The following is a 23,423-nucleotide window of genomic DNA, read 5'->3' as shown; positions in this document are numbered from 1 at the left end:
TCAAGCAAAGGGTGGCAATGGTGGTCGATCGTCGCTGGGTGGCGTACTTCGTCGCATTTCCGATCGCCTACACCCTGGCAATTGTGGCAGGACGTGCCACCCGGCTCGGCGGGGACGAGATCTCGCTGGTGTGGCCCGCCGCCGCGGTGGCGACGGTCTGGCTCCTCGCTACCCGTGACTGTCCACTGCAGAGGCGTCTGGCGCACGTCGCGCTGCTGCTGGTCCTCACCTTCGCGGTGAATCTGACCACTGGTGCGTCGGTCCCGCTCGCGTTGTGGTTCGTGGTGGTGAATGGTTTGCTGGCGGCGGTGACGGCGGCCGTCCTGACTCGCGGGGGACGTGCGCCGACACTGCGCGATCCGGCCGACCTCGCCCACCTGGTCGTGGCCGTGGTCGTCGGGACAAGCACTGCGGCGGTCCTGGCAGCCGGATACTTCTGGGTGGTCGAGCGCGATGGCTTCGGCGAGAACTTCGCGCTGTTCGCCGTCCGCAACGGCGCCTCGACGCTGTTGGGAGTCTCTGTCTGGCTGCGCGCTCGAGAGATCACCCCCCGGCGTCCCCGGATCACCACCCGCGGTCTCGCCGAAGCGCTTGCCGCGACCGCAACGGCGGTGGTGGCCTTCGTCTACGCGTTCTGGCTGAACACCGGTGTGCCCATTGCTTTCATCGTGCTCGTGCCTGCCGTCTGGTTGGCTCTGCGATACAGCACGATGGTGTCGACCACGTTCCTACTCGTCGCCGGCGCCTGGATCGTCGGCGCCACCCTGCGGGAACGCGGCGCGCTGATCGTTCCCGACGTCGAGATGCGCGCGCTGCTCGCGCAGGCGATGGTCTGCAGTCTGACCATCGTCGTGTTGACTTTGGCGCTCTACCGCGACTCGCGCGCTCGGCTGATCGATCAGCTCTCGTCCGCGCGGGACTCCGCTGCTCGTACTTCTGAGCTGCTGGGCGCTGTCCTCGACAGCATCCACGACAGCGTTCTGCTCACCGACGCCGACGGCGTCGCCGTACTCCAGAACGCTCAGGCCACGTCGTCAGGCTGCGTCGACGATGTCGTGCGCGCGGCGAACGAGACCTCGTCATCAGGGGTATCCGGTGCCCAGCGGCGAGACCTCGAGCTGCCCGAGCAGGACCGGGTTGTCGAGCTGACCACCACCCCGCTGACCCGTCAGTCGGCGTTCACCGTCGCCGCGTTCCGCGACGTCACCGAGGAACGGCGCCACGCCGAGCAGCTGCGCGCGGCGCATGACCTGTTCGCCGGCGTCCTGCAGGCGGCGTCCGAACAGGCCATCATCGGCACCGACGCGAACGGGCTCATCACCGTGTTCAACAACGGGGCGGAACGCCTGCTGGGTTGGTCGGCTGACGAGATGATCGGACGCACGCCCATCGAGTTCCACGACCCGCTCGAAGTCCGGGCCAGGGCGGCCGAACTCGGCATCTCGCCCGCGTTCCATGTGTTCGTCCACGACGTCACACCGCACAACGCCGACGTCCGCGAATGGACCTACGTGCGGCGCGACGGCAACCGTGTGGCGGTCAGTCTGGCCGTCTCGCAGATGACCGATCACGACGGCACGTGTGTGGGATACATCGGCGTGGCCACCGACATCACCGAGCGCAAAGCATTCGAGGCCGAACTACAGCACCTGGCGACACATGATCCACTGACCGGGCTGGCCAACCGCGCCCTGTTCATGAACAGCCTCGAGGCTGCGTTGGCCGGCGCCCACCAGGTCGGATCGCGTGGAGTGGGGCTGATCTTCCTCGATCTCGACGGTTTCAAGGCAGTCAACGACACCCTGGGGCACGCGCAGGGCGACGAGGTGCTGAAAATCGTTGCGCGACGGCTGCAATCGGTGATCGCGGCAGACTGTATCGCAGCGCGTCTGGGCGGTGACGAGTTCGCAGTGCTCTGCACCGACGTTGGCGCTGCGGACGACCTGCACCATGCCGCAGAACGCATCAGAGCCGAGCTGCGCCGCCCGGTGAGGCTGGGCATGGGGCGCATGTACGACCGGTTGTCGGTCAGTGTCGGCATGGTGCTCTCCGAGCCGGGGTGCGGGGGCGAGACTCTGCTGCAGCGCGCCGACAGCCTCATGTACTCCGCGAAGCGCAACGGCAAGGATTGCGTCGCCACGGGCGGTGATGCGCTCCGGGCGACCGTCCGCCGTCATGAGGTTCAGCTGCGTTCGGAGATCTCCCGTGCCCTGGATCGGGACGAGTTCACCGTCCACTATCAGCCCATCGTCGCACTCGAGACAACGAAAACCGTTGCAGCCGAGGCGTTGTTACGGTGGGAGCATCCTCGTCGCGGTCTGCTGCTGCCGGGCGAGTTCCTGACCGTGGCCGAGGCGTCGGCATTCATGCCGGCCATCGGCCGCCGAGTGCTCAACGAAGCTTGCCGGAACGCCGCCTCATGGATCGCGCCCTGGTCTGCCTCGGCTGTTCACGTCAACGTCTCGGGGCGTCAGCTGGAACGAGGCGATCTACGCGGCGACGTCGTCGGTGCGCTCGAGATGACCGGTCTGGATCCGCGCCGGCTCGTGCTCGAACTGACCGAGACGCACGCGGGCGGGATCGCGGGCTCCACGCCCGACGACCTGGAGTGGCTGCGCGGGCTGGGAGTGCGGATCGCCATCGACGACGTCGGCACGGGCTTCAACGGTCTGCAGAAGATGGTCGACTTGCCCGTCGACATCATCAAGATCAGTCGAGAGTTCATCGCCGGGATGCTCGACGACGACCGATGCGCGACGTTCACCCGGGCGATCGTGGATCTCGGACCTCGCGTCGGCATGACCGTGATCGCCGAGGGCATCGAGCGCCCCGAACAACGCGACCGCCTCCTCGAGTGGGGATGCACCCTCGGCCAGGGCTTCCTGTTCGGACACGCCCGGTCCGACCTCGATGGAATCAAATCGCCAGTGGTGCTGTTTGACCCTGCATAGGCGGTATCACCCGCCAGCGGAGACGACAAGAGGCGAGAGCGATGAAGAAGTTCGGGTTGATGAGCATGGTCGCCGGCGCGATGACCGCCGCGGTGATCGGTTTCGCTGGTCCGGCGCAGGCTGACCAGAGCGGCTTCGGTTTCGGCGGCTACGGATACGGCCACCACGGCTACGGATACAGCAACGACTACTACCCGTGGTACGACCAGCTGTTCCCCCACGTGCACGTGCCGCACGTGGACACCACCGTCCACAACTGATCGACTCACACGAAGGGCGCCCGCCATTGTGCGGGCGCCCTTCGTGTTGTCAGAGCCGAGTCACTGCGCGTCAGCGCCACCGTCGAGATGATCGACGACGAAGGCCGCCGCCTGGTCGGCCATCCCATTGCTCTTGTAGGCGCTGTGAGCGGCACGATCGAAGGCGCCCGGTTGGCACACCGGATCACCTGGGGCGCAGAGTTGCAGCGTCTTGTCGGCGTAGAGCGGCCCGACCGTCAACGACGGTGCAGTGCGATCGACGAGGTTCAGGAAGAACGGGTCCGGCGTGCCGAACAGCACGACCGCCGCGACATGAGACGCGATCGAATCAGGCATGGGCCCGCTGATGTTGGGCGGCAGAATGAAACCCGGCGGTACGTGGTCGAACGTGGTGTAGGCCGCGACCGCCGCGCCTTGCGAGTAACCGCCCAGCACGATCTGTGTCTGTGGACAGCTCTGCGCCACAGACTGAATGTGATTGGCGGCGTCGGCGACACCGCTCACGGCGGTGGCGAAATCCAGCGAGGCTGGATAGTTCACCCCGTAGGTGGCGACCGGCGTTCCCAGGCGCGAGTCGAGCGAGTTGACCAGTGCCTGACCGGTGTCGCCGATTCCGGGTGCCTCCAGCGTGCCGCGGGCGAACACCACCTCGACGTTCGGGCAGGCCGGGGCCGGCTGGGCAGATGCGAGCCCTGCTTGCGGGCCGACACCCGCGGCGACGATGGCTGCGGCGGCGCAGACGAAACGGCGCACCCGCCTGGGCGTAGGGCTGATCGTCATGATGGTCCTTCCGAGGCCGATACCGAATGTGTCTGGCGAAGAACGAAGTACGCGCTCGCGTCCAACAGTGCGATCGCGGGCAGGGGATCACGGACCGACGACCGACCTGGGCACGCCAGAAATTCCCCCCTCACCTTCGGCACCCTAGCTGCTGAGGGCGCCACGCGCCGCGTAGGGAAGTGGGCGTGATCGATCCTGTGTCCGGACCGTCGTGTGGGAGACGAAAAACCGTTCAAGCCCAGGAGAATCGGATCATCGCCGCGCACTCACCTCTGCTGCGCCCGCCACTTGTCCAGTAGTCGGCGGTCCCGCTTCGTCGGGCGGCCCGCACCTCGGTCCCGCACGGCAACAGGTGTCGCGACGGCCGGCGGTGGCGGTGGGGTGCGGTCCAGGTAGCAGGTCGAGGCATCCGCGGCGCCGACCCGCTTCTGAATGACCCGCACGACTTCGACGATTCGGACACGGTCCCCGACGAGTGCGCGGACCGTGTCGCCGGGACCGACCATCGTCGACGGCTTGGCGGGCCGGTCGTTGACGCGCACATGACCGCCGCGGCAGGCCTCAGCGGCGTCCGGGCGGGTCTTGGTCAACCGCACCGCCCACAGCCAGCGATCCACGCGCGTCGCGTACATGGCTGCCATCACGCACCAGCGTCGGGGTGCGGAGCATCGACCCGGATGTCGACGAGCTTAGCCGCCTGGCTGCTGCGCTCACTCAGGAATCCGACCAATTCTGTTGCGGCCGTGGTTAAGTCGTCATCTCCGGCACTCTCCGTTCCGAGCAGCGCGGTGACAGCTGTGCTCAGTACCTGCAGTGGGTCGGCCGTCGGTAGGGGATCGCCTGCCCCGGAGACCAGCGACAGCGCGATGCCGGTGATCAGGCCGTGCAGAGCAAAGGCCTGATCGGCGAGGTCCCAGTCGGTGCGGGCCAATCCGTGGCGCCGCCACACCGGCAGAACCGCACCGACGACCGCACTCGGCCCGAGAGTCTGGTGCAGTGCGACGGAGCGAGGATGGTCGGCCAACATTCCCAGGAGGTCGCCGTCCTGGCGTTGCATCGCGGCGATCAGAGGGTGGTTCGCGGCTGCCTCGAGCATCATCGGGCAGAAGCGGGACGGACGTGCCAGCTCAGCGTCGGTGCGGATGCGGGTGATCAGGTCGTCGAGAAGGCCGAGAAAACCCCGGCCCACCAGACCGAGAAGAAGGTCTTCCTTGGTGGGCCAGTACAGGTAGACGGTGCCCTTTCCGACATGGGCGCGCGCGGCGACGTCGGCCACCGTGAAACCGCGCGCTCCCCGCTTCAGGAGCAGCTCTCCGGCTGCGGTCAACAAGCGCGCGGCTTTGGCTGACTGCTGCTCGGGCAGGGCAGCCGACACGGAACTCACCCGCCGACTATAGCGGCGGGCGAGGCTCCAGTGAAGAAACTGACCATTTCGGTACTCTAGTCAGTTGGTGGGTTACCCTGAGCCCATGGATCTCCTCTCCCTTGTCGACCGGGCGAAGCGTGTGGCTGCCCTGGAGTCGGCGATCTTCTCGGTCGCGGACCGGATCGAGCCTGTGGTGGCGCGGTCTCGCATCTACGTCGATGGGCTCGAGCACCTGCCGCGCGACGGTCGTTTCCTGCTGGTCGGGAACCACACGACGGCGGGATGGCCGGAGATCGTGATGATTCCGTATTTCGTTCACGCCGAACTGGGTGTGCGGGTACGTGGACTGGCTACGCGGCAGCTCGCCGACATGACTGGCCTCGGTCGTGAGATCGCCGAAGCTGCTGGTGCGGTGGTCGGCGACCCTGCCAACGCAGCGGAGCTGATGCGACAGGGCGAGACCGTGCTCGTGTTCCCCGGCGGAGGACGCGACATGCTCAAGTTCAAGGGCGAGGAGTATCGCCTTCTGTGGCAGGGCCGCAGCGGTTTCGCTCGGCTTGCGATCTCCCACGACTATCCGATCGTGCCTGTCGGGCTGGTGGGCGGTGACGACGTGTTCCACATCCTGACCGAGCGCGACGGCGCGTGGGAGCGGTTGACCCGGGGGATCGGCGAGCGGCTGCACGGCGTGCGCGGCGTCGGGATTCCTCTTGTCCGCGGTGTGGGGCCGACGATGGCGCCACGGCCGCAACGGATGTACCTGCGATTCGGCGCACCGATCGCAACCGCGCGGCCCAGTGACACCACGACGCAGATATGGGAGTCGGCCGTCAAAGAAGCCACCGAGAGAGCCCTGCGCTCGATCCTCGATGAGCTGCAGTCGCTTCGCGACGACGACCCGTTTCGCCGGCTCAACCCGCTTGCCTGGCGGCGCGCGGTCCAGCCGTCGGCTCAGACTGCGTAACGCGTACGGCCCCGGCCGGACGCCTTCGCGTTGTACATCGCCTCGTCGGCGGCGCGCAGCAGCTCGAGGGCGTCCCGCATGTCGTTCAAGCCCACCAACGTCACCCCGATGCTGGCCGTGACGGTGATCTCGAAATCGTGATAAGGGATGGGATCGGTTGCGGCGCGGTGCAATCGGTCGATCAACCGATCCAGGTCCTCCTGTTCGATGCCTTGCATCAGCAGCACCACGAACTCGTCCCCGGCCAGCCGGGCGATGAGATCGGATTCCCGCAGCGCGTCCTTCATCCGGGCGGAGGCGGTGACGAGTACCGCGTCGCCCGCGTCATGGCCGAACGAATCGTTGACCGACTTCAGGTCGTCGAGATCGATGAACAGCACCGCGCTCAGACGCTGGACCGCATCCGGACGCAGCGATGCCGCAATGCGCGCGAAGGCCCCCGACCGGTTCAGCAGTCCCGTGAGTACGTCGTGAGCGGCTTCGTGCTCGGCACGTTCGTGGGCCATCTTCTGCGCGGTGATGTCGACGAACGTCGCCACGACCGGCGACCGCAACGGATCGTCGGGACTGAGCATCCGCGTGCTCATCGACAGCCACACCCGGCTGCCGTCCTCACAGTCGACGCCCACCACGCGGTCGACCTGCGGGTCGCCGGAATGCGCCACCTGCCAGACCGGTTGCTCGGTCACCGGCAACGCGCGTCCATCGGCGTCGACCAGCGGAATGTTCGAGGCGAACGGCGCATCGACGGGTCGGACGGTGGCCAGGATGCGCTGCGCGGCCGGGTTCGCCGACATCGCCGAACCGTCCGGATGGAACACCACCACCCCCGCGTCCAGCGCGGTCACCACGGCCTCGAAGTGCCGTTCGGCGCGGCGAAGAGCGGTCATGTCGGCGCAGATCAGCACGTAGCCCGAAGCCGTCCGTGCCGCCGTGAGTCGGATGGAGCGCGGCGAGCCGTCGGCAGCGACGTGCGTCGCGTGCAGTACACCGAGTGTGTCGATCAGCCGGTCGGCGTCGACGTCCGCGCCCACCGCCTCGTGCACGGGTCGCCCGCGCACCTCCTGCGCCGTGCGGCCGTAGATCTTCTCGGCTGCAGCGTTCCACGTGCTGACCGTGCCTTCGGGTGACAGCCCGACGACACCGTCGCTGACATGGTCGAGAAGGGCCGCCTGATAGCGCAGAAGATCCGCCGCCCGACTCTTGGTAAGGTCTCGGAAATAGGTGACGACGGCGGGCCGGCCGTGCCAGTGGATTCGGGTCGAGGTCGCTTCGACGTCGCGCATCGCACCCCGGGATCGACTCATCGACACCTCGGTCGGCGGAGCGTTGTCGCCGTCGTGGTGCAGGCCGCTCAGTCGGCTCTCCACCTTGCCCAGGATGTCGGCCGGAATGAAATCCGCCACTCGTCGACCGATCAGATCCTCGCTGCCCGGCACCCCCATCCACCGCACCGCCGTGGCGTTCGCGAACACGATGGCGCCGTCCTGGTGGACACAGATCCCGTCACTGGACAGATCGAACAACTCCCGGAAGCGCTGCTCAACGGCCGCAACGCTCTCCACCGACGCCCCCGCGGCATCGGTGTCGTCTCCCTGCATATCCGCCCCCGCCGGCCCGATCCCTCTGAGCGAGGCTAGCGTGTCGGCGGGTGCTTTCGATGAGAAACGGGTATCGACGGTGCCATGGGTAATGAGCGTCCGAGGGTCGTGATCATCGGCGGAGGATTCGGCGGCCTGTTCTGTGCCCGGCGGTTCCGCGGAGTCGACGTCGACGTGACCCTGCTCGATCGAGCGGCATGCCACGTCTTCCAGCCCCTGCTCTACCAGTGCGCCACCGGCACACTCAGCATCGGCCAGATCAGCCGATCCCTGCGCGAGGAACTCGAGCACCATCCGAACGTCCAGACCCTGCTCGGTGAGGCCATTCGCCTGGATTCCACCGCCCGGCGAGTGACCGCGCGACGGCCCGACGACACCACCTTCGACGTCGACTACGACTACCTGGTGATCGCGGCCGGGATGCGTCAGTCCTACTTCGGGCATGAGGAATTCGCTGCGTGGGCGCCCGGCATGAAAACGCTCGACGACGCCTTGAGCATCCGCCGGCGGGTGTTCGCTGCATTCGAGATCGCCGAGACCCTGCCGCCGGGTCCCGACCGTGACCAGTGGTTGACCTTCGCCGTCGCCGGTGGTGGCCCCACCGGCGTCGAGTTGGCCGGTCAGATCAGAGAACTCGCGACTCGGGCGCTGGCCAACGAATTCCACAGCATCCAGCCGCGCGAGGCACGGGTGCTGCTGTTCGACGGCGGCGATCGGGTGTTGAAGAGCTTCGCCCCGGCTCTGGCCGGCCGGGCGCAGGAGACGCTGGTGAATCTCGGGGTCGAACTGCATTTCGGCGTGCACGTCACCGATGTCCGGCGTGATGGCATCACGGTGAGCCCGAAAGGCGCCGGGGAGAAACAGGATTACGCGACCCGGACCGTGTTGTGGACCGCCGGGGTGGAAGCGGTGCCCTTCGCCCGCCATGCCGCCGAGGTGCTCGGCGCCCAGACGGATCGATCCGGCCGCATCACCGTCGACCCCGACCTGTCCGTGCCTGGGCATCGAGAGGTCTTCGTCATCGGTGACCTGGCGGGTCGCGACGGATTACCCGGGGTCGCGGAGAACGCCATGCAAGGCGGGTTGCATGCGGCCGCGTGCATCCGTCGTGACGTGGGTGGCAAGCGCCGCAAGAACTATCGCTATCGCGACCTGGGCTCGGCGGCCTACATCAGCCGCGGCAACGCACTGCTGCAAGCGGGGCCTGTGAAGCTGGCCGGGGTTGGGGGTTGGCTGGGCTGGGGCTTCATCCACATCGCCTTCCTGACCGGGGTGCGTAACCGGTTCAGCACCGTCGGCACCTGGATGGCGACGATCGCCCGGGCCAACCGCAGCGACCGCACGTTCATCCTGGGTGGGTCCGGGCATCCCGAAGAGCCCTACACGTGGGAATCGCCTGTGCACCAGAGCTACAACGCAGGCCCGGACAAGTCAGCGTAGGGGCGCGTCGGCTCGTCCGATCACGAGCGGGCCGACGATCGGCGGCATCCCGCGCCAGGTCGCGTGCTCGACCTCCGGGGTGAGACCGCAGGCCGCCATCGCCCCGAGAGTGTCTCTGTTGCAGACACATCCGCCCGCGAAGGCACGCCACGGCCGCACCAACAGGTTCTGCCAGCCGGCCAACCACCGTGATCGGGCCCGAACATGCTCGATGAACAACAGCTGCCCGCCGGGCGCCAGCACGCGGGCGATCTCGCGGAGCGCACGCTCGGGATCGGCGACGGTGCACAGGACCAGCGTCGAGACAACGGTGTCCACCGACGCATCGGGCAGCGGAAGGCGCTCGGCCGGCGCCTCGATGATCTCGGCCACCCGGCCGAGACGCTGCGACCGACGAGCCAGCCTGCCGCGCATACCCGGTTCCGGCTCGGCCAGGATCAGCTCGTCGACCGTGGCGGGATAGGAGGGCAGATTCAGACCCGTTCCCGCGCCGATCTCGAGGACGCGGCCTGACGCCCGCGCCACCAGCTCACGTCGGCGTCGACGCATTCCCGCGACCTCGCCGAGCCACAGGAACGGGTCGTAGAGCAGCGCCATCACCCGCAACCATGCCTGGTTCATGCGCCGAATGTAGGTGGGTGTGGCGCAGCGCCGCATCGCCTGAATCGGCCATCGTGCTCGGATGGCCGATTTCGGTGATCTAGAGAAGGCCGCGGCGTGACGCTTCTGCGACGGCTGCGGTGCGCGACGGGCAGCCCAGTTTGTCCCGGATGTTCGCGACATGGCGGTGCACGGTGTGCGGGCTGATGGCCAGCTGTTCGGCGATCTCGCGGTCGCTCAGTCCGCGCGCCACGCAGCCCAGGACGTCCCGTTCACGCGCCGAGAGAAGTGCTGCGTGCGGCGGAGGCGTATCGCGCGTGGGAGCCGCGAGCCCGCCCCGGCAGGCTCGGACGACAGCGTCCACATCGCCGTGCCACGGAAAATGCGAATCACCCTGCAGTGGAACGAGAATGGCTCCGGGAATGGCTGCCGCCACGTCCCGACCGAGCCGGAACGGGACCGCGCGATCATCGCGGCGATGCACCACGGTCGTCGGCACCCGCACCCTCGGCAGGTGGGCGCTGACATCGAGCTCGTAGACCATGCCGAGCAGTGCGGCGGCCGTCTCGGCCGTGGCCGATTCGCGCTGCAGCCGCGCGAATCGCTCGTGCGCGGCGGTGTCGGCGCTGCCGAGGAAGATGTCGCTGAGCATGCGGGCACCCAGGCCCCAGTGCGCGTCGATCGCCGAGACGATGGCCTGGCCGACCTCCGGTGGAGTGAGCTGGTCGCCGCGCGCGTAGGCCCCGTAGAGCACCAGCCGATCGACGCGCTCGGGATACTTTGCGGCATAGGTGATTGCCGTCGCACTGCCTGAGGATCCGCCCAGAAGTGAGACCCGGTCGAGCTCCAGTTCATCGCAGAGCGCCCGCAGCGTGTCGACCTCGGCCTCGAGTGTCAGGTCGACGTCACGCACCTCCCGGTCGGACATCCCCACGCCCAGGCGGTCATAGCGGATCAGCGTGCGATCGTCGGCGATTCCCGTCCAGAACTGCTGCACACCGGGCTGCTGCCAGTCGAGCTCGAGATGGCTGACCCACCAGGCGGGAGCGATCAGCGGCGGCAGGGCACCGCGAAGCGGCCCGCGTACCTCGTACGCCAGCCGGCGGTCACCGATGCGCAGGAATTGCATCGCCTCGACGTGCCTGCCTCACGAGCTGAGAACGTACACCCGGAGATGGTCTACGTGACGAGGATTCCGACCTCGTCGCCGATACCGACGATCCCGCCGGTGACGACGTCGGCGTAGAGGCCCGCGCAGGGGAGGACTCCGAATTCGCCCGCCTGGACGCGGTTGTGTTCGAGCGTGTGACGAACGGCCTGTGCGGACCTCGGAAGCGAACCGTGCTCGAGCGTGGGCACCGAGCATCGCGGCGTGGGAAGTGTCCCGCGCACCTGGACCTCCCCACCGAGGCCGAACGTGACACCGACCCAGTCGTTCTCCACGAACGGCGGGCAGTCGGGCGGTGTCTCGATCACGATGTTCGGTCGATAGCGCACGGCGTCAGCGCGGTCCAGTCCGATGGCATCGAGAGCGGCGGTGGTGATCAGGTGGACGGGGGAGTGGTCGACGAAGGCGCCCCCAGGTGTGCCCTGCGCGATCTCGAGGATCTCGGCCTCCATGTCGGCGTCGACGCCGTGGGTCAAGACGTCGACCGGATCGGAGCGCTCGACGGTGGCCCCCGCGCTGCGTTCGTCAGCCAGATGCACGCGCCGCCCCACCATCTCCGACACCGCATCGGCTGACTGCTCGAGCTTCACGGCGCGGCCGTCGGGCAGGGTGAGTCCGACACCGCTGTCCCCGGTGGCTGCCGAGCAGTGCAGCAGCCGACGCCACAGGCGAGGGTTCTTCGCCGTGGCCACCCGCCCCGTCTCGTCGTCGACGAACGCAAACCGGCGGTCGCCGGCGACACCCAGGGGGCCGAGCTCGACGCGGGCGCACTCCTCGCCGAGTACGGACTTCACGGGATAGCGGCGCAGGGCGGCCACCCGGCCGCTCGGAACGGTGATCATCGTCTGCGCCAGCGTACGGGGCACGACGTGTCGTCAGCGGGCATGCGCGATGGCGAACAACCCGACGACGCCGACGACGTAGATGACGAGGACCGCCAGCGAGTCGATGCCCATCCGCGCGATGCGGCGTTGCGGGCGGAAGAGCAGACCGGTCGCGTAGCCCAGCGTCAGCACGATCGCCAGGGCGGTGAGGTAGATGTCGGTGCGCTGCGCCTGGGGTAGGACGGCGTCACCCGACAGCAGTGTCGCCATCAGGAACAGCACGGGCAGAAAGGCGTTCCCGCCGAAGATGTCGGACACCGCGAGCTGGTAGTCGCCGTTGCGCACGGATGCCAGACCCGTCGACAGCTCAGGCAACGACGTCGCGGCAGCCAGAATCGTCGCACCGAAGAGCACTCCGGACAGACCGATACCGTCGGCGATCGCGTCGCCGCTGCGCTCGAGGACGACGCCGGCGACGAGAGTCACCGCCGCGGCCAGGCCGAAGACCAGCGCCGATTTCGCCGTGCTGATGCCGCGAGAGGTCGCCTCGCGCTCATTGCTGGCGGTGCTGTGGCCGCGGGGTTTGTCCTGACCGTCGGGAGGTTGGCCCGATTCGTGCCACGGGAGTGACTGCCCGGCCCGGCGCAGCAGCAACAGCCCGCCCACCCAGACCACAAGGATGAGCAGTGCGGCCGGTGTCACGCGCCAGGCGATCAATGTGCCCGGCAGTTGGGTTCCTGCGATGACGATCGCCAGGACCGCCACCACCAACGCGGCTTCGAGCACCAGCACCAGGGAGGCCGCGCGGTAGGTCAGAGGCCGCGGTCCCCTCACCCCGAACGCGTCCAGCGCGACCAGGACCACGGTCTGGATGGCGATACCGCCGAGAATGTTGCCGACCGCGACTCCGAGATTGCCTGACAGCGAGGCGCTGGCGACGATCGCGATCTCGGGCAGATTGGTGGCGATGGCCAGCAGGATCAGGCCACCCAGCGCTGACCCGAGATGGAGTCGGGTGGACAGCACGTCAGTCTGATTCGACAGTGAGATGCCGGCGACCCAGATCGCCCCGGCCGCCGCGGCGAAGATCACCAGCAACGCCCACATCGGCCAACCGGACACAGGTGCTTCCTCTCGGGTTGCGGTGGTGGGGCAGGCGTACCCGGTCCGTCGGCGAGAAACCTGTCAAGTTCCTGAAAGCCCGGTGGCCGTGAGGATTCGGGCGAACGCCGGCGACGCCGCGGCCCGATGTTGTGCGGTACGGTCCCGTGTCGTACCGTCAACGAAGTTGATTAGTGATCCTAGCGATCTCCGGACGGTCCGCGCCTGGTCGCCGCTCCTGAAAGGCCAACGCATGCAGCGGGATTCGTTCGCTCGGCGGCTCGGGCGACGGTGGCCGTGGATCGTCGCGGTCGTCGTGGTCGCGGTGGCCGGGTTCACGGTGTACCGGCTGCACGGGATCTTCGCCTCGGGCGATGTCACGGCGACGCCCAGCGGATCGGACAGCCAGATCGTGCCGTTCAACCCCAAACACGTGGTCCTCGACGTCTTCGGTCCACCCGGAACCACCGCCACGGTCACCTACCTCGACGTGCACGCCCAGCCGCAGAAAGCACTCGGCGTGGCCCTGCCCTGGTCCTACGACGCCATCACCACCGACCCCGCCGTCTTCGTCAACGTCGCCGCCCAAGGTGACAGCGACTCCATCGGCTGCCGCATCACGATCGACGGCGAGGTCAAAGACGAGAAGCAGGTGAACACGCTGAACGCCTACACCTTCTGCCTGGACAAGTCCGGATGAGCACTCCGATGTCCTGGCGGTCCGTTCCGGATCTGATCCGGCGCTTCTCCGTGCTGATCGCGCTGTTCTGGCTCGTGACGGCCGTCGTCACCAACGTGTTCGTCCCCCAGCTGGAGACGGTCGCCGAAGCCCACAACGTGTCGCTGAGTCCCAAGGATGCGCCGTCGCTGCAAGCCAGCAAGCGCATCGGCAAAGACTTCGGCGAATACGACTCCGACAGCTCCGCGATGATCGTGCTGGAAGGCGACCAACCCCTCGGGGCCGACGCGCACCGCTACTACGACGGGCTCGTCGCCAAGCTCCAGCAGGACACCACCCACGTCCAGCACATCCAGAACTTCTGGGGCGACCCGCTCACCGCGGCGGGTTCGCAGAGCTCGGACGGCAAAGCCGCCCTCGTGCAGGTGTTCCTGGCCGGAAACCAAGGCGAGTCACTGGCCAACGAGTCCGTCGACTCGGTGCGCGAGATCGTCGACAACACACCGGCCCCGCCCGGCGTCAAGGCGTATGTGACGGGTCCGGCACCACTGATCACCGATCAGTTCGAGGTCGGGCGGCAGGGCACGCTGAAGACCACGCTGATCACGATCGGCGTCATCGCGATCATGCTGATGGTCTACTTCCGGCGCCTCACCACGGTGTTCTTCGTCATCTTCACGGTGATGATCGAATTGACCGCGTCCCGCGGCGTGGTCGCGGTGCTGGCCAACGCCGGCATCATCGAGCTGTCCACCTACTCGACCAATCTGCTGACCCTGCTCGTCATCGCGGCCGGCACCGACTACGCGATCTTCATCCTCGGCCGCTTCCACGAGGCGCGCTACAGCGGGCAGGACCGCGTCGCGGCGTTCACGAGCATGTACCACGGCACCGCACACATCATCCTGGGCTCCGGCCTCACCATCGCCGGAGCGGTGCTGTGCCTGACCTTCACCCGGTTGCCCTACTTCCAGAGCCTCGGGGTGCCTGCCGGCATCGGCGTGCTCGTCGCCGTGGTGGCCGCGCTGACGTTGGCACCGGCGCTGCTGTCGATCGGCCGGCATTTCGGACTCTTCGAACCGGCCCGGCCGATGAGCACGCAGGGTTGGCGGCGCATCGGGACCGCGATCGTGCGCTGGCCGGGTCCCATCCTGGTGGCCACTGTCGCGATCGCGCTGATCGGCCTGCTGGCGCTGCCCAATTACAAGACCAACTACGACAACCGCACCTACATGCCCGCCGACTCGCCGGCGAACGTCGGCTACGCCGCCGCCGAACGGCACTTCTCGCAGGCGCGCCTGGAACCCGAACTGCTGATGGTCGAGGCCGACCACGACCTGCGCAACCCCACCGACATGATCCTGCTCGAGCGGGTCGCCAAGGCCGTGTTCCACACCGACGGCATCGCGCAGGTGCAGTCGATCACCCGCCCGCTCGGTACCCCGCTGGACCACACGTCGATTCCGTTCCAGCTCAGCGCCAGCAGCGCCGCGCAGATCAACTCACTGCCGTTCCAGCAGGCCCGCACCGCCGATCTGCTCAAACAGGTGAGCGTGATCAACGACGGAATCAACACGTTGCGCCAGCAGTACGCGCTGCAACAACAGTCGGCTGCGGTGACCGATGAGCAGACCCGGGCGTTCGCGCAGACCGTCGCGACCGCACAGGATCTGCGGGACAAGATCGCCAACTTCGACGATTTCTTCCGGCCGATCCGCAACTACTTCTACTTCGAGCCGCACTGCTACGACATCCCGATCTGCTGGGCCCTGCGGTCGCTGTTCGACGCCCTGGACGGCATCAACGACCTGACCGACCAGCTCGCCAATGTCGCCGGGAGTATCGCGAAACTCGATGCGCTGCAACCGAAGTTGTTGGCCCTGATTCCTCCGCAGATCAGCAACCAGGAGACCAACCGCAATCTGACGATGACGAACTACGCGACGCAGTCCGGTCTGAACGACCAGAATTCGCGGGCCCTGGAGAACTCCACCGCGTTGGGCCAGGCCTACGATGCGTCCAAGACCGACGATTCGTTCTACCTTCCTCCGGAAGCGTTCACCAATCCCGAATTCCAGCGTGGGCTCAAGCTTTTCCTCTCACCCGATGGCAAAGCCGCCCGAATGATCATCACCCATGAGGGCGATCCCGCCACCACCGAGGGGATCTCGCACATCGACTCGATCCGGCATGCGGCGGTCGAAGCCGTCAAGGGCACCCCGCTGGCCGGCTCGCGGATCTTCATCGCCGGTACCGCGGCTACCTACAAAGACATCGCCGACGGCGCGAAGTACGACCTGATGATCGCGGGGATCGCGGCGATGTGCCTGATCCTGCTGGTGATGGTGTTCATCACGCGCAGCATCGTCGCGGCGTTCGTCATCGTCGGCACGGTGGCACTGTCCCTGGGCGCGTCGTTCGGCCTGTCGGTGCTGATCTGGCAGGACCTCCTGGGTATCCAGCTGTACTGGATCGTGTTGGCGCTGGCCATCATTCTGCTGTTGGCCGTCGGCTCCGACTACAACCTGCTGCTCATCTCGCGCTTCAAGGAGGAGATCGGAGCCGGACTGAACACAGGGATCATCCGTGCGATGGCGGGATCCGGGTCGGTGGTGACGGCGGCCGGGCTCGTCTTCGCGGCCACGATGGCGTCGTTCCTGTTCTCAGATCTGCGCATCCTGGGTCAGATCGGCACGACGATCGCGCTCGGGCTGCTGTTCGACACCCTCATCGTCAGGTCGTTCATGACGCCGGCGGTGGCGGCTCTGCTGGGCCGGTGGTTCTGGTGGCCGCTGCGGGTGCGGCCGCGGCCGGCGAGTGCGATGTTGCAGCCCTACGGGTCACGCGCGGCGGTGCGGCAACTGCTGCTGTGGGAGGACGACGACCCGGCGGTCAAGCACGCGAAGTAGGCGAGGGTCAGACGTGGGCTGGTTCGCGCTGCTCGATCGGTTCGGTGTCGAGCACCTCGACGTCGCGCAGGTTCCCCTTGAGGGCGGCCACGCGGCGGAGCTGGTTGGCCATGTTCATCGACGTCAGCATCGGGATACCGCCGATGAACGTCCGGAACGACGGGTGCCCGCCGTCCAGATGCAGGACGAACAGACACCCGACGACGTAGAAGAAACCGAGCGTGAACAGCGCGGCGGGAATCGCGTAGGCGAGCGGTGACCGGGCGTCGTGAATCAACTCGGCCGCGTAGTCGGCTTCGTCACGTGTGAGGGGTTGCTTCTTGCGCAGCTTCGCCAGCACCTCTTTGTGGGCGCCGACGACATCGCCGAGCGGATGCGACGTCTGCCGTTCGAGCCGTCCGACGTACACGAAAACACACGTGGCAAAAACTATTTCGGCGACAGCGGCAAGCACCGACAGATCGCCCCACAGACCCAGGTCCACGGTGGAACTCCTCACGCTCACCGAAAAGGTTACCCGGGCTAACTGATTCCGACGCACGCTCACAGCAATGACACAGGAAGCTTCGGACCGGGCCGTCTTCTGCAACATCGGTACCCTCGCGGGGGATTCCCCTCACGAAAGGCGACCCTTTGTCGACACAATCCGCGACAGCTGTGGATGGTATTGCCGGCTGGACGGTCGAGCTGATGGAGCGATGGGGCGGGCTCGGCGCGGGCATCGCGATCGCCGCCGAGAATCTCTTCCCCCCGGTACCGAGCGAGGTGATCCTGCCGATGGCAGGCTTCGCTGCCCGCCTCGGTGACCTCTCCCTGGCCGAGGCGATCGCGGGTGCCACGGCGGGCTCCCTGGTCGGCGCCTGGCTCCTCTACGCGCTCGGGGCGTGGCTCGGACATGACCGGATGCGGGCGCTGATCCTGCGGATCCCGCTGGTCGACGCCGAGGACGTCGACAAGACCACAGCGTGGTTCGGCAAGCACGGGGCCAAAGCGGTCCTGTTCGGTCGCATGATTCCGCTGTTCCGCAGCTTCATCTCGATCCCGGCGGGCGCGGAACGCATGAACTTCGCGCTGTTCACGGTGCTGACCCTGCTGGGCAGCCTCGTCTGGAACAGCGCCTTGATCGGCGCCGGCTACCTGCTCGGAGCCAACTGGCACGCCATCGACCCGTACACCGCCGTCCTGCAGTATCTGGTGATCGGCGGGGTGCTGCTGTGGCTGGCGCGGTTCGTCATGACCCGCCGGGCTCGTCGTTCGCAGCCTTGAGGTGCGCGGCCGCCGCGATCTTCAGATGCGTGAGGTCAGAGGCCACCGACGCGAACGTGTAGCCCTCACCCAGCCGGCGCGACGCAGTCGCTCCGTCGGGGGTGTGGATGCCGGCGGCGATGCCTGCCGCGGCGGCGGCTTCGCGGACCCGCACGAGCGCTGCCTCAAATTCGTCGTCGACAGCAGGGTCCTGCGAATGCGCGCCGCCCACCGCGATCCGTAGGTCGGACGGGCCCACGTAGACGCCCGTGAGACCCTCGGTCGCGCAGATCTCCTCGACGTTCGCCAGGCCCTGGGGTGTCTCGATCATGGCGAAGACGACGGTGTCGTTGTTCGCGACCGCCGGAGTGGGGCCGATGCGCAGCTGGGCACGCATGGGTCCGTAGGACCGAATGCCGGCCGGCGGATAGGTGGCCGCCGCGACGGCTGAGGCGGCTTCGGCCGCGGTGTTCACCAGCGGCACGATGACTCCCGCCGCACCCGCGTCGAGCGCTCGGCCGATGGGCGTGGGGTCGTTGGCTTCGACGCGGACCATGCCCACGGGCCCCTGGGCAGCGTCGACGGCGGTGAGGCCCGCCACCATGCCGGAGTAGCCGATGAGGCCGTGCTGCAGGTCGAGCGCGAGGTAGTCGTAGCCGACGTAGGCCAGCCATTCGTGGGCCACCGGGCAGTCCAGCACCGACCAGTAGCCGATCAGGCGTTCGCGGCGGCGCATCCGAGATGCGAATTCGCTTGCGGTCATGGGTTCGTCCTCAGCGGTTGTAGTTCGGCATGGCTCCGCGCACGGCAGCGCCGACGTCGTCGCATTCCGCGACCAGGTCGGCGTCGAGTGGGCCGGCGGCGATCGCATCGATGTTGGCTTGGAGGTGCCCGACCTTGGAACCGCCCAACAGGATAGGTCCCGCCGCCGGCTTGCTCACCAGCCACCGCAGGGCCAGCTCGGTCATCGGTATACCGGCCTTCTCGGCGAGCGTGGCAAGGTCGCCGATGGCGTCGAACACCGCGGCGTTCCAGTACCTCTGCTTGTACATCGCGGCGAGCCGCGAATCGCCGAAGCGGCCCTCCGCCGGATCGGCGTCGAAAGTGTGCTTGCCCGTGAGCAGTCCACCGCCCAACGGGTTGTACACCATGGTCACCAGGCCGGTCACGGCAGCGAACTCGGCGTATTCGTCTTCGATGCGGCGCGCGATGAGGTTGTAGACCTGCTGGGCCACGATCGGGCGCGGTGCGCCCACTTCGTCGGCGAGATGGTTGATCTCGGCGATCTGCCAGGCTGCGTAGTTGGACACTCCGAGTGCGCGCACCTTGCCCTCGGCCACGAATTCGGCCACGGTGGCCAGAGTGTCCCGCAGCGGCACAGCCCGATCGGGCTGGTGGAGGTAGAACAGGTCGACGTGGTCGGTGCCGAGGCGGGCCAGGCTGCCGTCGAGGCTCGCGCGGAGCCCGGCGGGCGAGAGCGGCGAGTGGTCACCGGAATCCGGATGGGGGATGCCCGCTTTGGTGGCCAAGGCGACCTCGTCGCGACGACCACGCAGCACCCGGGAGAGGATCCGTTCCGATTCGCCACCGGCATAACCGTTGGCGGTGTCGATGTGGGTGATCCCTGCCGCCAGAGCGGCATCGACCATGTCTGCGGCCACGCGCTCGTCGACGGTGTCCCCGAACGTCATGGTGCCCAGGACGGGTCGGGTGAGGTCGAGCTCGGTCATCAGGCAGCTCCTCGGGAGGTGGGGGTGGCGGTGCCGGTGGCACCGAGACGCGAGACCACGTTGCGCGGCTTCACGCCGACCATCGTGGTGGGATCGAGCGCCGCGGCCCGCAGCGCGGCGGTGTAGGGCTGGGTCGGGCGGGCCAGAACCTCAGAGGTGCTGCCCGATTCGACGATGCGACCGGACTGCATCACGACGATGGTGTCGCTGATCTCCCGCACCACGCCGAGATTGTGGGAGATGAACACGTAGGTCAGACCGGTGTCGTGCCTGATCTCACGCAGCAGATCGAGCACCTGCGCCTGGACCGACACGTCGAGCGCGCTGGTCGCCTCGTCGCACACCAGCAACTCGGGTTCGCTGGCGAGCGCACGGGCGATGCCGATGCGCTGACGCTGACCACCGGAAAACTCCGCCGGTTTGCGGTGCAGTGCCGTGGACGGCAGACCCACCCGGTCGATCAGCGCGGCGGCACGCGTCTCGCGCTCGCTCTTGCTGCGCACGCCGCGCAGTCGCAGCGGCTCGGCGACGATGTCCACCGCGGACAGATGGGGGTCCAGCGATCCGTAGGGGTCCTGGAACACCATCTGGATCCGGGATCGGTAGGGCTTGAGCTTCCGCTCCGACATCGTCGCGATGTCGACGTCGTCGATGCAGATCCGTCCCGACGTGGGGCGGACCAAGCGCACGATCGACTTGGCCAATGTCGACTTGCCGCAGCCAGATTCGCCGACGACGGCGAGACAGGTGCCCTTGTCGACGGATAGGCTGATCGAGTCGAGCGCGCGGAACACGCCCCCCGTGACCGGGTATTCGACGACCAGATCGTCGATGCGCAGCAGTGGTTCGCTCATGCCGGAACCTCCAGTTCGGGGTGGCCGTCCAGGCGCGGAACGGCGTCGAGAAGGCGCTTGGTGTAGGGACTCTGAGCGTTACCCAGCAGCTCGTCGGCGTTTCCGCCCTCGACGAATCGGCCCTGCTTCATGACGAAGATCCGGTCCGACATCAGCCGCGCCACGCCGAGATCGTGGGTGATCATCAACATCGCCACTCCGGTGCGCTCCTGCAGTTCCAGCAGCAGGTCCAAGATGCTGGCCTGGACGGTGACGTCGAGAGCGCTGGTGGGTTCATCGGCGACGATGAGTTCCGGGCCGGCGGCAAGGGCGGCTGCGATCAAGACGCGCTGCAGCATGCCGCCGGACAGTTGGTGCGGATACTTGCCGAGTTGCTCTGTGGCACGGGGAATGCGGACCTGCTCGAGCAGTTCGACCGCGCGGTCCCGTTGTGCCGCGCGCCCCGTGACCCCGCTGTGGCGGATCGCGTCGCGCAGCTGGGAGCCGATGGTGTGAACCGGGCTGAGCGCCGTCATCGGGTCCTGGGGGATGAGTGCGATGTGGCGACCGCGTACTTTCGCCAAAGCCGCGCTGTTGCCGAGGATGTCGCAGTCCTTGAAACTGGCGTGCCCGGAGAGCACGGCCAGATCCGTGGGCAGCAGGCCCAGGACGCCCATGGCGGTCGTGGATTTCCCGGAGCCGGACTCGCCGATGATGGTGACCGTCTCGCCGGCATCGATGCAGAACGAGACGCGGTCGACCGCGCGAACGACCCCGCGCGCGGTGATCAGTTCGATCTGGAGTTCGTCGACGCGTAACAGGTTGCCCATCTCACTTGTCCTTCCGCTGCAGCGCAAAGCGTTTGAGGAGACCCTTCGACCCGCCGGTGCGATCACGCATACCGTCGCCCAGCAGGTTGACCCCCACCACCAGCACCGCGATCACCAAGCCCGGCAGCGTGACCAGCCACCAAGAGGTGGTGACGTAGTCCTGCCCGTCGGAGATGATGCGACCCCAGGTGGCGAAGGGCCGTTGCGGGCCGGCGCCCAGGTAGGACAGGGCACTCTCCAGCAGTACGGCCTGCGCGAGCAACAGCATGACCACCAGCGAAACCTGCTTGACGATGTTGGGCACGATGTGACGCAGCAGGATCGCGCCGTTGCCCAGGCCGAGCACGTGGGCCGCCGCGATGTACGGCTTCTCCCGTTCGACCAGGGTCAAAGATCTTGTCAGGCGCGCGATTTCGGGCCACTGCGCGATCGCGATGACGAATGTGATCACCGGGATCGACGCGCCGAACAGCGCGACGACGAGCAGCAGCATCATCAGCAGGGGCAGTGACAGCTGAGCTTCGAGCAGGCGGCTGACGATGGTGTCGGTCCACCCGCCGCGGTAGCCGGCGAGCGCGCCCAGTGTCAGCCCGATCAGGCCCGACACCAGCACCGCGAGAAGACCGATGAGCAGCGACACCTGGCCGCCGTAGAGCACGCGCGCGAGCAGATCGCGGCCGAGCTGGTCGGTGCCGAACAGGTGGCCGTCTGTCAGCGGCGGCAAGCGGCGCGCGGCCAGGTTCGTCGCGTCGGGGGACGGGAGCGGCAGAATGCGAGCCAAGGCCACGGGAGCAACGACGATCAGCACGGAGATGGTGCCGACCCAGATCTTGATGCGGCTGTCGCGGCTGCGCCGGGTGGCCCCGGCCCGGGCGATGTCGCGTTCGGTGACGGCGGAAGGGCGGGGTTGATCGGGTGGCTCGATCACGATGGTCTGTGGAGGGGTTGATGCGCTGGTCATTTGCCGCGTCCCTTTCCGAGGCGGACCCGCGGGTCCAGGAGTGGATAACAGAGGTCGACCAGCAGCTGGACCAGGATGGCCAGGACGGCGGTGACCAGCACGGTGGCCTGGATGAGCGGGTAGTCGCGGGTCTCGAGTGCGCGGACCACCAGTGAGCCGACGCCCGGCCACGCGAACACGACCTCCACGACGACGACGCCGTTGAGCATCGACGCGAAGCGGGTACCGAGCGCGGTCAGCACGGGGATGGCCGAGTTGCGCAGCGCGTAGCGCCAGATCAGCTCGCGTTCGGACACCCCGCGTGCGCGGCCGACGGTGATGTAGGGGGACAGGAACGCGCCGACCATCTCGCGGCGGACCATCCGAGAGATGAGGGCCACCTGCAGCACTGCGACCGTGACAGTGGGCAGGATCAGGCTCGACCAGGTGGTGAATCCGGCAGGCGGCAGGATCGGAAACACGACCGCGAACACCGTGATCAGCATCAGCCCGGTCCAGAAGTCGGGCATCGACTGACCGGCGATGGTCGCGGCGTTGGCGGCCAGCTCACGACGCGTGTCGGCGTGGTGGGCCATCCAGACCCCGAGGGGGATGGCCACCACCGTCGTCAGCAGGATGGCGGCGACCGCCAGGGTGACCGTGTAGGGGAGTCGCGAGAACACGACGTCCAGCGCGGGTGCCTGGAATGAATACGAGGTGCCCAGATCCAGATGCAGCAACCCCTGCAGGTACTTCAGATACTGGACGAAGACGGATTCGTCGAGACCCATCTGGGTGCGGATGCGGGCGAGATCTTCGGTGCTCGCCAGCGGCCCCGCCAGGGCGTAGGCCGGATCGCCGGGGGCCATCCGGATGAGCACGAACACCGTTGTCAGGGTGAGGAACACCGTGAGGAGGCTCTGGCCCAGGCGGCGCAGTAGATAGCCCGGCATCGGCCCGAGCAGTGCGTCCATCGACCGGCGGCGAGCCGTGCCGGCCTGGGGAGCCGGTTTCGGTGGGGCCGCGAGTAGTTGATCGGCCATCTCAGTCACCGACCTCTCGATGCGCCTGTGCGGTCATCGTCGACCTTTCGATCCGCCGCGACGATGTGGTCGCGGCCGTGAAGTGACGAGTTTGTCGTCCAGATCACAATGACACTGATGCGCACAACGCGCAAGTATGGATTTCAATATTGCGTGTTA

At 67.4% G+C, this 23,423-nt stretch carries 22 protein-coding genes; 7 read left to right on the top strand and 15 right to left on the bottom strand.

Going from position 1 to position 23,423, the window contains the following annotated elements; translation table 11 throughout:
• Positions 1-17: 17 nt before the first annotated feature.
• Positions 18-2,951 carry a bifunctional diguanylate cyclase/phosphodiesterase gene (locus ACZ50N_RS26450; RefSeq protein ID WP_073682145.1) on the top strand — a complete coding sequence of 978 codons (2,934 nt, stop codon included), beginning with the start codon at positions 18-20 and terminating at the stop codon, positions 2,949-2,951.
• Between the two features lie 41 nt (positions 2,952-2,992).
• A complete protein-coding gene (locus ACZ50N_RS26445) occupies positions 2,993-3,211 on the top strand; it encodes a hypothetical protein (RefSeq protein ID WP_046364887.1) in 219 nt (72 codons plus the stop codon).
• A gap of 60 nt (positions 3,212-3,271) precedes the next feature.
• Here ACZ50N_RS26445 and ACZ50N_RS26440 read toward each other — a convergent pair whose 3' ends face one another.
• The 3 genes from ACZ50N_RS26440 to ACZ50N_RS26430 form a co-directional block, all read right to left on the bottom strand.
• Positions 3,272-3,991, bottom strand: coding sequence for a cutinase family protein (locus tag ACZ50N_RS26440; protein ID WP_073682146.1), 720 nt, complete (start codon positions 3,989-3,991; stop codon positions 3,272-3,274).
• 266 nt (positions 3,992-4,257) lie between these two features.
• Positions 4,258-4,623 (bottom strand): Hsp15 family ribosome-associated heat shock protein, encoded by a 366-nt coding sequence (locus ACZ50N_RS26435; RefSeq protein WP_046366503.1) that lies wholly within the window; start codon positions 4,621-4,623, stop codon positions 4,258-4,260.
• Between the two features lie 8 nt (positions 4,624-4,631).
• Positions 4,632-5,375 (bottom strand): TetR/AcrR family transcriptional regulator, encoded by a 744-nt coding sequence (locus ACZ50N_RS26430; protein ID WP_464474178.1) that lies wholly within the window; start codon positions 5,373-5,375, stop codon positions 4,632-4,634.
• A gap of 85 nt (positions 5,376-5,460) precedes the next feature.
• Here ACZ50N_RS26430 and ACZ50N_RS26425 point away from each other — a divergent pair, with 85 nt between their 5' ends.
• Entirely contained in the window at positions 5,461-6,321 is an 861-nt protein-coding gene (locus tag ACZ50N_RS26425; RefSeq protein WP_048424979.1) for a lysophospholipid acyltransferase family protein, read from the top strand.
• Here ACZ50N_RS26425 and ACZ50N_RS26420 read toward each other — a convergent pair.
• A complete protein-coding gene (locus tag ACZ50N_RS26420; RefSeq protein WP_464474177.1) occupies positions 6,309-7,922 on the bottom strand; it encodes a sensor domain-containing protein in 1,614 nt (537 codons plus the stop codon). The genes ACZ50N_RS26425 and ACZ50N_RS26420 overlap by 13 nt on opposite strands.
• 84 nt (positions 7,923-8,006) lie before the next feature.
• Here ACZ50N_RS26420 and ACZ50N_RS26415 point away from each other — a divergent pair, with 84 nt between their 5' ends.
• Positions 8,007-9,362 carry an NAD(P)/FAD-dependent oxidoreductase gene (locus tag ACZ50N_RS26415; RefSeq protein ID WP_464474176.1) on the top strand — a complete coding sequence of 452 codons (1,356 nt, stop codon included), beginning with the start codon at positions 8,007-8,009 and terminating at the stop codon, positions 9,360-9,362.
• Here ACZ50N_RS26415 and ACZ50N_RS26410 read toward each other — a convergent pair.
• The 4 genes from ACZ50N_RS26410 to ACZ50N_RS26395 all read right to left on the bottom strand — a co-directional run bounded on the left by ACZ50N_RS26410 (position 9,354) and on the right by ACZ50N_RS26395 (position 13,076).
• Entirely contained in the window at positions 9,354-9,983 is a 630-nt protein-coding gene (locus ACZ50N_RS26410; RefSeq protein ID WP_053079489.1) for a class I SAM-dependent methyltransferase, read from the bottom strand. The genes ACZ50N_RS26415 and ACZ50N_RS26410 overlap by 9 nt on opposite strands.
• A gap of 79 nt (positions 9,984-10,062) precedes the next feature.
• On the bottom strand, positions 10,063-11,091 hold the full coding sequence (locus ACZ50N_RS26405; protein WP_464474175.1) for an alpha/beta fold hydrolase: 1,029 nt from the start codon (positions 11,089-11,091) through the stop codon (positions 10,063-10,065).
• A 50-nt stretch (positions 11,092-11,141) separates the two neighbouring features.
• On the bottom strand, positions 11,142-11,972 hold the full coding sequence (locus ACZ50N_RS26400) for an MOSC domain-containing protein (RefSeq protein ID WP_464475726.1): 831 nt from the start codon (positions 11,970-11,972) through the stop codon (positions 11,142-11,144).
• Positions 11,973-12,005: 33 nt separating this feature from the next.
• The gene (locus ACZ50N_RS26395) at positions 12,006-13,076 is read right to left on the bottom strand and encodes a sodium:calcium antiporter (protein WP_464474174.1); all 1,071 of its coding nucleotides are present in this window, start codon (positions 13,074-13,076) and stop codon (positions 12,006-12,008) included.
• A 232-nt stretch (positions 13,077-13,308) separates the two neighbouring features.
• On the opposite strand from ACZ50N_RS26395, the gene ACZ50N_RS26390 reads away from it, so the two are divergent.
• Positions 13,309-13,755, top strand: coding sequence for an MmpS family transport accessory protein (locus ACZ50N_RS26390; RefSeq protein WP_046365372.1), 447 nt, complete (start codon positions 13,309-13,311; stop codon positions 13,753-13,755).
• The gene (locus tag ACZ50N_RS26385; RefSeq protein WP_236728492.1) at positions 13,752-16,643 is read left to right on the top strand and encodes an MMPL/RND family transporter; all 2,892 of its coding nucleotides are present in this window, start codon (positions 13,752-13,754) and stop codon (positions 16,641-16,643) included. Before ACZ50N_RS26390 ends, ACZ50N_RS26385 begins: the two co-directional genes overlap by 4 nt.
• 7 nt (positions 16,644-16,650) lie before the next feature.
• Here the strand turns inward: ACZ50N_RS26385 and ACZ50N_RS26380 are convergent, their stop codons facing one another.
• Positions 16,651-17,127 (bottom strand): hypothetical protein, encoded by a 477-nt coding sequence (locus ACZ50N_RS26380; RefSeq protein ID WP_048424983.1) that lies wholly within the window; start codon positions 17,125-17,127, stop codon positions 16,651-16,653.
• A gap of 206 nt (positions 17,128-17,333) precedes the next feature.
• Here ACZ50N_RS26380 and ACZ50N_RS26375 point away from each other — a divergent pair, with 206 nt between their 5' ends.
• Complete coding sequence (locus tag ACZ50N_RS26375; RefSeq protein WP_201778417.1) at positions 17,334-17,909, top strand: DedA family protein; 576 nt, start codon at positions 17,334-17,336, stop codon at positions 17,907-17,909.
• Here the strand turns inward: ACZ50N_RS26375 and ACZ50N_RS26370 are convergent.
• Genes ACZ50N_RS26370 through ACZ50N_RS26345 form a run of 6 tightly spaced genes read right to left on the bottom strand, consistent with a single transcriptional unit; the run spans position 17,875 to position 23,174 of the window.
• On the bottom strand, positions 17,875-18,651 hold the full coding sequence (locus tag ACZ50N_RS26370) for an HpcH/HpaI aldolase family protein (protein WP_464474173.1): 777 nt from the start codon (positions 18,649-18,651) through the stop codon (positions 17,875-17,877). The genes ACZ50N_RS26375 and ACZ50N_RS26370 overlap by 35 nt on opposite strands.
• Before the next feature lie 10 nt (positions 18,652-18,661).
• Positions 18,662-19,618, bottom strand: a complete 957-nt coding sequence (locus ACZ50N_RS26365; RefSeq protein ID WP_046365368.1) for an aldo/keto reductase — start codon at positions 19,616-19,618, stop codon at positions 18,662-18,664.
• Complete coding sequence (locus tag ACZ50N_RS26360; protein WP_464474172.1) at positions 19,618-20,472, bottom strand: ATP-binding cassette domain-containing protein; 855 nt, start codon at positions 20,470-20,472, stop codon at positions 19,618-19,620. The genes ACZ50N_RS26365 and ACZ50N_RS26360 overlap by 1 nt, the downstream gene beginning before the upstream one ends.
• Positions 20,469-21,281 (bottom strand): ABC transporter ATP-binding protein, encoded by an 813-nt coding sequence (locus ACZ50N_RS26355; RefSeq protein ID WP_464474171.1) that lies wholly within the window; start codon positions 21,279-21,281, stop codon positions 20,469-20,471. The genes ACZ50N_RS26360 and ACZ50N_RS26355 overlap by 4 nt, the downstream gene beginning before the upstream one ends.
• 1 nt (position 21,282) lies before the next feature.
• Entirely contained in the window at positions 21,283-22,242 is a 960-nt protein-coding gene (locus tag ACZ50N_RS26350; protein ID WP_048424986.1) for an ABC transporter permease, read from the bottom strand.
• The gene (locus ACZ50N_RS26345) at positions 22,239-23,174 is read right to left on the bottom strand and encodes an ABC transporter permease (RefSeq protein ID WP_046365376.1); all 936 of its coding nucleotides are present in this window, start codon (positions 23,172-23,174) and stop codon (positions 22,239-22,241) included. The genes ACZ50N_RS26350 and ACZ50N_RS26345 overlap by 4 nt, the downstream gene beginning before the upstream one ends.
• Between the last annotated feature and the right edge of the window lie 249 nt (positions 23,175-23,423).

Source organism: Mycolicibacterium obuense, from assembly GCF_055397605.1.
Note: the sequence above shows the minus strand (reverse complement) of the source record. Positions and strands in the feature narration are given on the sequence as shown.